The organism is uncultured Nitrospira sp. (assembly GCA_902500695.1).
Classification (GTDB): Bacteria; Nitrospirota; Nitrospiria; order Nitrospirales; family UBA8639; genus Nitrospira_E.
Window position 1 is genome coordinate 23,134 of record CABVRQ010000044.1, and the last position, 10,173, is coordinate 33,306.

At 49.6% G+C, this 10,173-nt stretch carries 9 protein-coding genes; 6 read left to right on the forward strand and 3 right to left on the reverse strand.

Annotated features, from left to right (window positions below; translation table 11 throughout):
• Positions 1–74: 74 nt before the first annotated feature.
• From argB to AAH187_RS12025, 3 genes are all read left to right on the forward strand, one after another.
• A complete protein-coding gene (gene argB, locus AAH187_RS12015) occupies positions 75–968 on the forward strand; it encodes an acetylglutamate kinase (protein ID WP_342348701.1) in 894 nt (297 codons plus the stop codon).
• Between the two features lie 5 nt (positions 969–973).
• The gene (locus AAH187_RS12020) at positions 974–1,627 is read left to right on the forward strand and encodes an isochorismatase family protein (RefSeq protein ID WP_342348702.1); all 654 of its coding nucleotides are present in this window, start codon (positions 974–976) and stop codon (positions 1,625–1,627) included.
• A 191-nt stretch (positions 1,628–1,818) separates the two neighbouring features.
• Entirely contained in the window at positions 1,819–2,286 is a 468-nt protein-coding gene (locus tag AAH187_RS12025; protein ID WP_342348703.1) for a helix-turn-helix domain-containing protein, read from the forward strand.
• A gap of 225 nt (positions 2,287–2,511) precedes the next feature.
• Here AAH187_RS12025 and AAH187_RS12030 read toward each other — a convergent pair whose 3' ends face one another.
• From AAH187_RS12030 to AAH187_RS12040, 3 genes are all read right to left on the reverse strand, one after another.
• Entirely contained in the window at positions 2,512–3,339 is an 828-nt protein-coding gene (locus tag AAH187_RS12030; RefSeq protein ID WP_342348704.1) for a HAMP domain-containing sensor histidine kinase, read from the reverse strand.
• Between the two features lie 534 nt (positions 3,340–3,873).
• Positions 3,874–6,015: a V-type H(+)-translocating pyrophosphatase gene (locus AAH187_RS12035; RefSeq protein WP_342348705.1), complete on the reverse strand. Its 2,142-nt coding sequence runs from the start codon at positions 6,013–6,015 to the stop codon at positions 3,874–3,876.
• A gap of 481 nt (positions 6,016–6,496) precedes the next feature.
• Complete coding sequence (locus AAH187_RS12040; protein ID WP_342348706.1) at positions 6,497–7,099, reverse strand: pseudouridine synthase; 603 nt, start codon at positions 7,097–7,099, stop codon at positions 6,497–6,499.
• A 761-nt stretch (positions 7,100–7,860) separates the two neighbouring features.
• On the opposite strand from AAH187_RS12040, the gene hflK reads away from it, so the two are divergent.
• From hflK to AAH187_RS12055, 3 genes are all read left to right on the forward strand, one after another.
• Positions 7,861–8,901, forward strand: a complete 1,041-nt coding sequence (hflK, locus tag AAH187_RS12045; RefSeq protein ID WP_342348707.1) for an FtsH protease activity modulator HflK — start codon at positions 7,861–7,863, stop codon at positions 8,899–8,901.
• Positions 8,898–9,755, forward strand: a complete 858-nt coding sequence (gene hflC, locus AAH187_RS12050) for a protease modulator HflC (RefSeq protein WP_342348708.1) — start codon at positions 8,898–8,900, stop codon at positions 9,753–9,755. The genes hflK and hflC overlap by 4 nt, the downstream gene beginning before the upstream one ends.
• Before the next feature lie 65 nt (positions 9,756–9,820).
• The coding region (locus AAH187_RS12055) for a pentapeptide repeat-containing protein (protein WP_342348709.1) at positions 9,821–10,173 on the forward strand (353 nt) is incomplete at its 3' end.

Genomic DNA, 10,173 nt, shown 5'->3' on the forward strand with positions numbered 1-10,173 from the left:
TCTGTTACTATGGCCATATTTCCCTTTCTCCTCCGCCATTCTCCCAGAAACCCTGGAGCCCATGAGTAGGTAGCATGAACAAACTGATTAAAAAAGCTGACATCCTGATTGAGGCGCTTCCCTATATTCGGACCCTGGCCGGAAAAATCGTGGTCATCAAATACGGGGGCAGCGCCATGGTCCATGAGGAACTCAAGGAAGGCTTCGCCGAAGATGTCGTCTTATTAAAATATGTCGGATTGCAACCGATTATCGTTCATGGCGGTGGGCCACAAATTAACGAAATGCTCGATAAATTCGGCATTGAGGCGAAATTTCTACATGGGGTTCGGGTCACGGATCAGCCAACCATGGAAGTAGTCGAAATGGTCCTGGGTGGAAAAATCAACAAGGAAATCGTGTCGTTGCTGAACCAGCATGGGGCCAAAGCTGTCGGACTCACCGGCAAAGATGGTCGGCTCCTGACCACGAAACCATTTAATCCCAAGAGTCTTATTCACACCTACAGCGGATCAACCGACGTGCTGCACCCTGAAGATTACGGCCTCGTCGGTCAAGTCAGTCATGTCGACACCGCATTGCTCCATACGCTTCAAGATGCCAATTTCATTCCGGTCATTGCGCCAATTGGAGTGGACGCCAAATGGAAAACCCATAACATCAATGCCGATCTGGTAGCAGGCAGCGTAGCTGCAGCGATTCAAGCCGAAAAATTACTGGTTTTAAGCGATGTCAAAGGCATTCGTGATGCCAATAATCGGCACGTCTCCACCCTCTCCAAAAAAGACATGGAACGCATGGTCAAAAAGCAGGTCATCAGTGCAGGCATGCTCCCCAAGGTGCATGCCTGTTTAACCGCCCTTCAGGGTGGTGTCCGCAAGGCGCACATTATTGATGGACGCGTGCCTCATGCGGTGTTACTCGAAATTTTCACTGACAAAGGCATCGGGACAGAAATTCTGGCATAACGTACATGAAACTTTCCAAGCAAGCCTCCCCATCAGATTCTTCACATACCACAACCTCGAGCGTTCCCCAACCCGATCAACATTCCGCACTCCTCCTAGTCGACTTACAAAATGACTCCTTTCCGGGTGGAGCACTGGCTGTTCCCGAGGCAAACAGCCTGATTCCTCTCATCAACGCCTATATCAAGCACTTCAGCCGTCAAGGCTGGCCCATACTGGCAACGAGAGATTGGCACCCAGCCAATCACAGCTCCTTCACCGAACAACAGGGGCCTTGGCCGACTCATGGAGTCCAAGGGTCACGCGGAGCTCAGTTTCATTCCGACTTAGTCCTTCCTCCCGGGATGATGGTTATTTCTAAAGGAACCGATCCGAAGAAAGATTCGAGATCCGGCTTTGATGGTACAAGTCTGGCCGACCGCCTGGAAGATCTCAACATCCAAACATTGTATATCCTGGGCCTACCTACCGAACATTGCGTCAAGCACACGGTTCTCGATGGCTGTCACCGCGGCCTTCGAGTCGTCCTCCTCACTGATGCCACGAAGGGGGGCAACCCCCAACAAGATGATTCCAGGAATGCCCTCCAAGAAATGGCCGATGCCGGCGCCTGCCTCGCGAACAGCAGCGATTTGGGAATCTCCACTTCTTCTCTCTGAATAGTATCTGACCCACACCTTTTGTGCCTTGCGTGAGGCTGACCTTCCTCGCGCTTTGACTTAGGAAAATTATCCTGTCATCACATCCTCGCCTCTCGGAATTTTTTCTCAGGCCTCCCCCTTCTGATCCTTTACCGGATCATGCACATTTCCCCTCAAGAGTCGCACTGAGAAATCCGAAAAGTGGATTCATGAGGCCAAAGGGTAGTGCAGAAAAACTAGAAGCCAGACGCCGAATGGCTGCCAGTCTGCTGGCCAAAGGTCGAGGCATTCGCGAGGTTGCCCGAACGATCGGAGCAGCGCCATCATCCGTCAAGCGATGGAAAGATGCACTCGAACAAGGCGGAAAAAATGCCTTGAAATCCAAACCCCATACCGGTCGTCCATCACGCCTTTCGCCCAAACAACGCCAACACCTCCTCCAAATTCTCCAACGAGGACCGCGAGCCGCAAAGATGCGGACTGATCAATGGACCTGTCGCCTTATTGGCCGAATGATTCGGCGATATTTCGGGGTGAAATACCACCCCGACCATGTGAGTCGGATTTTGCGAGGGTTAGGTTGGAAGAATCAAAAGACAATCAGCCCGGTTAAAAAAACCAACAGGACAGAACGACCAGGCCTTCGGCGCGTAAAGCAATCGCGGCGCCACCGGTAAGAAATTTTTCGATGGGGGTCACTTCGATCCTCGATAACCAAAACATCGGTTTCGGTTTTTCGGAGACATTTTCTTCTTTCTTGCTGCCTGTCTCGAAATTTCCTCGACTGCCCCAAGGGACAGTCCTTACTACACCATTCACCTCAAGCTTCAGACCAGAAAGCCTTTCAGCCGAGCAAGAAGTCCTGGCGCGATGGGAAATAACACGTTTTCATTTCCCTCGTCTCATTCTTCTTTCTCTCCTCCCTCCTGGGCAATAATCGCTCGAGGGAAAAACACCCGAAACGTGGAGCCTTGCCCCAAAGTCGATTCGACTTCAATGTTTCCTTGATGGCGATCAATGATGCGACGCACAATGGCCAAACCCACCCCTTGCCAACCTTCCGGCCCCACGACCGGATGCGAGAACGCCTCAAAAATTCCGGCATGATGCTCTGCAGCAATCCCAATCCCGTTATCCCCAACAGAATAGACCGACCATCCATGCATCGTGTTCCCGGAAATGACAATTTCTCCAGGACGAGAAGGGTTGAGATGCTTCTGGGCATTATCAAGCAGAATCGAAAAAACTTGATTCACCAATACCTCATCACCCATACAATCTGGAAGATCCTCGATACGAACCACGACTTCCTTGCTCTTGAGCTTCCTCTCCATGGAAGTCACAATTCCCATCACAAGCTGATTCACGTCCAGGCCCTCCCACTGAAGGCCAATCTGACCAAGCCGGATAAACTGGAGAAGTCCCGACGTGAGGCAACGCACATGATCCGCTTCATTTCGGATACGCTGTACGGCCTCAGTGATATCTTTTGTGACCAGAGGACCGAGTGGTCCTCGTGCATTACCGAAAGAGGCCGCCTCCTCAAACGATTCATTCAGCCGACTGCACATCATGGTGAGCTTCTGACAAGTATCTTGAATAGTTGCCATTGGAGCAGAAAGGTCTTGCGAGATCACCCGCAACAACAGATCCACATCCGCGGAGGAAACGGCCTCAGATCTTCTCTTTCTCTGAAAAGAAAAATCATCTAGTTGGTTGGGTGATTCCATACGAAGTACTCCTTTTTCAACCAGCCATCTCAGTCATTCAGAAAACCTGGCTAACAGAACCAGGCAGGACATATGCCAATTGAGAGAGATCGCCGCCTCCCCCTTATTGCGTTTTCCCTCAAATCTGAAAGAACCGGAAGAACCATGAATGAGAAAAACCCAAACGCCTCAGGGCTATTCTCATTTCACCAAACTGGCGATTCCGCCCGTTAAAATTTCAGAACATCAGTCTTTGTTGTAATGAGGCCGAAAAAAATTAGGGGAATGTCCGATGAAATGACCAGGTTGGCCCTCCACCGCAAAGGAGAAAAAAAGGAGATAAAGAGAGAGATGAAAATTACACAAGAAATGGAATAATGAAAAACACAACATCAAGATAAAAATGAACACACCACATAAGGCTAAAACCAGCCTCACTATATAACTTAAAATGAAAACGCCGTCGACAACACCCATTATCACAAGGATCACGGAATTCGGCCCAACAAAACAGAAAAAGCCCAGGCCTTGTTGGGCGCCCATGGTCAGTGGAAATTACTTTATTAATAGCCCCCCGTACTGGACGAAAAATGGCACAAACACCAGTGACAAAATAGCTGAAAGTTTGATCAGGATATTCAACGACGGTCCTGAAGTATCTTTTAGGGGATCCCCAACGGTATCACCAACCACTGCGGCCTTATGGGTGTCCGTACCCTTCCCCCCAAGATTTCCTGCCTCAATAAATTTCTTTGCATTATCCCAAGCACCACCACTATTCGATGAAGAGATGGCGATGACACCACCGGCGACAAGGGAACCGGCAAGCACCCCAGCCACCGCTTGAATGCCAAACAGGAATCCAGTGATCAGGGGCGTTCCCATAATCAGAATGCCCGGGGCAATCATTTCTTTTAGCGCCGCTTGAGTTGAAATGGCGACACATTGTTCATAATCCGCCTCGGCTTTCCCTTCCATGAGGCCGGGAATTGTGCGGAACTGACGTCGGACTTCTTCAATCATCTTATAGGCCGCCGACCCCACCGATTTCATCGTCATGGCGGAAAAATAGGCGGGCAACACAGCCCCGATAAACAACCCGGTAAACACCAAGGGATCCAGCAAATTAATACTGCCTAACAGATCAAAATCCTGGCCATGTTGTTCCTTAAGCAGTAAATCAGCCCTGGTGAGGAACGCCGCGAACAGGGCCAATGACGTCAGAATAGCTGCACCGATGGCAAAACCCTTCCCAATGGCGGCAGTCGTATTTCCGGCAGCATCCAACACATCCGTCCGTTTACGGACATGTTCGGGCATACCGGCCATTTCAGCGATACCCCCGGCATTATCAGAAACCGGTCCATAGGCATCGATCGTGAGTGCAATCACCAGTGTTCCCAACATACCAAGAGAGGCAATTGCCACCCCGTACATGCCGGCTAATATCCACGGGATATAGATGGCGAGACCAATGGCGAGATAAGGGCCCACGGCACTTTGATAGCCGAGAGCCAGCCCAAAAATGATATTCGTGGCTGCACCCGTTTCACACGATTTCGCCACTTCCCGCACAGGCCCATAGTCATGGGAAGTGTAGTACTCAGTCATCAATCCCACGGCAAGCCCGGCAATAAGGCCTGTCAGAAAGCAAAAATACACCCCCAGATCAGTATACGAATGCCCATTAATTTCAAAAGTATCCGGAAGCATGGCCTTGGTGACAAACAACATCACTACCGCCATTACCGCACTGGAGATGATCAGCATCTTTTTCAGCGCCGGGCCAACCTGGTCCTCGGAAGTGACCTTGACCATCATCAGTGTGAGAAGACTCACCGGGATGCCGATGGCCGAAATAAGGATTGGATACAACAATGCATCAACCATTCCGGAAAAGGCGACCGCACTAATCACCATGGCGGCACAGGTACTTTCCGCGCAGGAACCAAATAAGTCAGCCCCCATTCCAGCCACGTCACCCACGTTATCGCCCACGTTATCGGCAATCACCGCAGGATTACGCGGATCATCTTCCGGAATCCCCGCTTCAACTTTTCCCACCAAATCGGCCCCGACATCAGCGGCTTTTGTGAAAATTCCTCCACCCACCCGCGCAAATAGCGCGATAGACGATCCTCCGAGGCCGAAGCCGGCAATCACTTCCATCAGAATATGCGTCGGGAGTTGAGCCGGCATCATACTTTTAAGTCCAAGATAGATAATTAACAGTCCTAAGGCCGCCAAGCTGACCAACGCAAAGCCCATCACAGCTCCGGAATGCAGCGCGACATTAAATGCGGTGGAGAGGGATTGATTGGCAGAAACGGTTGTCCTCACATTGCCTTGTGTCGCAATCTTCATCCCGATAAAACCGGAGGCAATCGAAATGATGGCGCCAAAGATAAATGCAATAGCGGTATACAGCCCTTCATTCACGTAGTCCGTGTGATGGTCATCAATGAGCACCGCAATGATTGCGGCAAAGACCACCATGAAAATGGCCATAATTTTGTATTCCTGCTTCAGGAATGCCATAGCCCCGGAGGCAATAGCCGAATGGATTTTCGCCAGACGCTTCCGGGTTTCCAAATCTTCGACACCCATATCAATGGGGATCTTCAGGACCGATGAGGAATAGTAATACGCGACAACCAATCCGAGAACGGACAGAGCCAGAATAATAGTTACCGACATGGTGGGAATCTCTCCATTTTTATGTAAGTGACCTGTAATGAATTGTTAGCATCATCTCAACAGGAACTATAGAATGGGACAGGTGAATTCCGGCTATGGTCTCAGACCATACGTCACAACCTAAGACCCGACCGTCCATTTGTTCACGGAGAAATGCTCCATTCTCGAATCAACTTCCTTATGTCGTTCTAGCTGGGAGACAAAACAGCGCGTGAGGAGTTGCCCTAGACCGACCAGACACGATCATGACATCGGTCTGATTCAAAAAGGTGTCATGCCGCTGTTCCGTCGGCCATCAACGCATGTTCATTGATGACGAGCGCCGAATTTTACCTGTCTGGGCAACAATGTTCAAGGTAAAAACCCTAATATCCATTTTTTTACCAACAACATGATCAAGGTCAAGCATGGGGACTTCAGTCGCCTGCCAATTATTTCATCCGAATTGCTTTTTCTGTCCTTACGGCCGACACAGAACGGTCTATGACAACCCGCGCAATTCTCCTGCTCGAAGCTCCCGCCATTGTCCCGGCGGAAGAGAGCCCAACCGAATCGGACCGATGGCGACTCGAATGATTCTGAGGCACGGGTGTCCTACCTGGGCGGTCATATGCCGAATCTGTCTGTTCATGCCTTCTTGAATTTCCATACGCAACCATACCGTGGGAACGGATTTGCGAAAACGAATAGGGACAGGACGAGGATAGACGTCCGGCTCACCGTGAAGAAGCTGAACTGTAGCCGGCCGGGTCCGCTTGCCCTTGACCATCACGCCTTCCTGAAGCTCCATGAGGGCTGATTCATCTGGAATACGTTCCACTTGCACCAAGTAGGTTTTGGAAACTTTCTGAAATGGCGAGGTCAAACGATGAGCCAGATCTCCATCGGAAGTCAGCAGAAGCAGGCCTTCACTATCCATATCCAATCGTCCGGCGGGATACACCCGTGACTCATCCACATAGTCGGCTAACGTCGGACGTCCTTCAGAATCGGTAAATTTTGACAGGACACCGTAAGGCTTATGCAGCATCAGGTGCCGATGAGGTAATTGCGGCAAAGCTCTGGCTGGAAATTTGGATTTCATGGTCTGCGCGGGCGGTCAATCAAAGCACGCATCTTCTAACTTTCCAAATGACTTTTTCTCTGCCTTACTCAATTATTCCAGGGAGAGCATCCGACAGGAGTGATACTACAAAACTTCACCTTAGCTGACGCCGTATCTACCACAAACATTCCTCCCTGAACTCCGTCAACTCTAATCCTTTGGTAACGACCAGGGAGAGGATCCTCCATGGTAGGAACGATAGGACCTGAAAAAGCTCGGCTCACCCCCAAAACGATTAAAAGCATCAAACACACAACTAATAGTTTTCTCCATGTCGTCATAAACATCCCTCCCAAAAAAATAAACTTCATTTCATCGTTGCCATTCACCAAGCCCTCTGCGGTGATTGTATCAATCATCGCCTATTTATGAGCTCGTAGGAAACTCTCCCAAACTGACTACGGGATGGAGGTCTATTATCCTTCAATCCATCCTCCATTCTCCCCAAATCTCATGGAAAAAATTCGGCCATAGATTTTTCCTATTTTTTGCTCCCCATGGGAACAAGAATTTTTCCTTCTTGGGCCAAGGCCCAATACCTGACTAGGCCCACTTAGAAAAATAGCAAATAGTATAAATCCATAACAGATAGAGGGCCGCAGCACTCCCTCCCTGCTTGTGTGGAATAGGATTCATTGATCTTTTATTGCCCCATTCAAATATTTCTGTTACCTTGGTTCACGTAGCTACAGTAATCACCTCGCTCATCCCGCTTGTAACTCAAATTATAGGACTAACGTATGGCATGGGAACCTAAAGATCCGTGGGGAGGAAGTGGTCAAGATCCCCTCGATGAAGCACTTCGGAAAGCACAAGACCAACTCACTCGACTCGTGCCCGGCCGTGGATTCAAATCCATCATTTATATTGTCCTGGCAGTCCTGGCTCTGTGGCAATCGGTGTTTATTGTGGCCCCGGACGAGCAGGGTCTGGTGAAACGGTTTGGCGATATTGTTCGCGAGGTTGAATCCGGCCCACATTTTAAAATTCCATTTGTGGAAACAGTCGACACACCAAAAATTGAAAAACTTCATCGAGTGGAGGTGGGATTCCGCGAAGACCGCGGACGCACCCAATTCATTCCCAGAGAAGCCCTCATGTTGACCGGTGACATGAATATTCTGTCTCTCGAGTTCATCGTCCAATATAAAATCAAAGAAGCTAAAAATTACTTATATAAAGTCGCCGATGTCGAGTCCACGATTCACAACGCCGCTGAAGCGGCTATGCGCGAAGTCATCGGCAAAAGTAAGATTGATGAAGCGTTAACGATTGGCAAAGCCCAGATTCAACAGGAAGCCCAGGACCTGCTTCAAGGCATCCTCGATCAATACCTGGCCGGCGTGCAAGTGGCCACGATTCAGCTTCAGGATGTGAATCCTCCGGAAGCCGTCGCCGCAGCCTTTAAAGATGTTGCCAGCGCCAAGGAAGACCGTGAAAAACTCATTAACCAGTCTCACGGCTACCGAAACGATTTAATCCCCAGAGCAAAAGGGGAAGCGGCTCAAGGCATCAACCAGGCCAAGGGGAGCGCACAGTCACGGATTGCACGGGCGGAGGGAGAAGCCAATTACTTTCTCCAGACTCTAAAAGAATACAAACTTGCCAAGGATGTCATCAGTAAACGGGTATACATTGAAACGATGGAAGAAGTCATGTCCAACACGGAAAAAATCATTCTGGATTCCAAAGCAGCCGGAAATGTTCTACCCTTTCTTCCGTTAGATCGCGAATCCCGCTCTCGCGGAGAAACAGCCACGCAAGGAGGGGACTCCCGATGAAACAAAATCTCCTCATGGGTGTCATACTAGTTTTTGGACTCCTCTTGGTATTGGGGCTTTCTCCATTTTTTGTGGTCGACTTAACCGAAACGGCTATTGTCGTCGCATTGGGAAAACCTGTCCAAACCATCACGGAACCAGGGTTAAAGTTTAAAATTCCCTTTTATCATCAAGTCACCTTCTTTGATAAACGCTATTTGGACTATGACGCTCCCGTACGAGATGTCATTACCAGTGACAAGAAGTCTATGGTGATCGACAATTTCGCCAAATGGCGCATTGTGGATCCCTTAAAAGTGTATCAAGCCTTTCAGACTCAACGAGGGGCCCTCCAGCGCCTGGACGATATCATTTACTCGGAATTGCGTGTTGAGTTGGGCCGGCATGAACTGACGGAAATCGTTTCCGCAAACCGCGCGTTGATCATGAAGGTCGTATCGGATCGATCCAACGAAAAAGCCTCCGCCTACGGGATTGAAGTCCTGGATGTGCGCATAAAAAGGGCGGACCTGCCTGAGCAAAATGAAAAAGCGATTTTCCAACGGATGCAAGCCGAACGGGAACGCCAGGCCAAGCAATATCGAGCAGAGGGAGAGGAAGAAGCCCAAAAAATTCGCTCCGAAGCCGAGAAAGACAAGCAAATCATTCTGGCCGAGGCCTATAAAACCGCACAGGAACTTCGTGGAGACGGTGAAGCTAAAGCCTACAAAATCTATGCGACCGCCTACGAACAAGGCCCGGAGTTTTTTGAATTCATCAGAACCATGGAAGCTTATAAGAAAACATTTGCGAAAAATACCACGTTGGTGCTCTCTCCGGATTCGGAATTCCTCAAGTATCTTAAAAAACGGTAAACAACCAAAACCCACCACCTTCAGCCAGGCGATCTGGTTCGTAGTTCAATCCCGACACTCTCCTCATGGCCAATCCTGAACATGTTGAACGCCTCATCAAGGGAGGGGTCGGGGAATGGAACAAATTTCGACGGACAAGCCAGTCCATTCAACCCGATCTCAGCGGAGCCGACCTTTCCGGGTATGACTTTACCGGACTCGATTTAAGCCAGGCCAATCTGGAAGGTGCTGACCTTTCAGATTCCTATCTTTTTCATGCAAATTTAACGGAAGCCAATCTCTCCGGCGCCAACCTCACCGAAGCTGATATTCTGGAAGCCAACTTCATAAAAGCGAATCTTTCCCATTCGACCATGGTTAGAGTCGACCTTTCCGGCACTGGATTAATTGCCTGCAATTTAGAAGGGGCCAATCTGGA

Excerpts from the sequence above, each read along its gene's own strand:
- hflK (WP_342348707.1), top strand. The coding sequence starts at position 7,861 with ATGGCATGGGAACCTAAAGATCCGTGGGGAGGAAGTGGTCAAGATCCC.
- AAH187_RS12025 (WP_342348703.1), top strand. The coding sequence starts at position 1,819 with ATGAGGCCAAAGGGTAGTGCAGAAAAACTAGAAGCCAGACGCCGAATG.
- AAH187_RS12020 (WP_342348702.1), top strand. The coding sequence starts at position 974 with ATGAAACTTTCCAAGCAAGCCTCCCCATCAGATTCTTCACATACCACA.
- AAH187_RS12030 (WP_342348704.1), bottom strand. The coding sequence starts at position 3,339 with ATGGAATCACCCAACCAACTAGATGATTTTTCTTTTCAGAGAAAGAGA.
- AAH187_RS12035 (WP_342348705.1), bottom strand. The coding sequence starts at position 6,015 with ATGTCGGTAACTATTATTCTGGCTCTGTCCGTTCTCGGATTGGTTGTC.
- hflC (WP_342348708.1), top strand. The coding sequence starts at position 8,898 with ATGAAACAAAATCTCCTCATGGGTGTCATACTAGTTTTTGGACTCCTC.
- AAH187_RS12040 (WP_342348706.1), bottom strand. The coding sequence starts at position 7,099 with ATGAAATCCAAATTTCCAGCCAGAGCTTTGCCGCAATTACCTCATCGG.
- argB (WP_342348701.1), top strand. The coding sequence starts at position 75 with ATGAACAAACTGATTAAAAAAGCTGACATCCTGATTGAGGCGCTTCCC.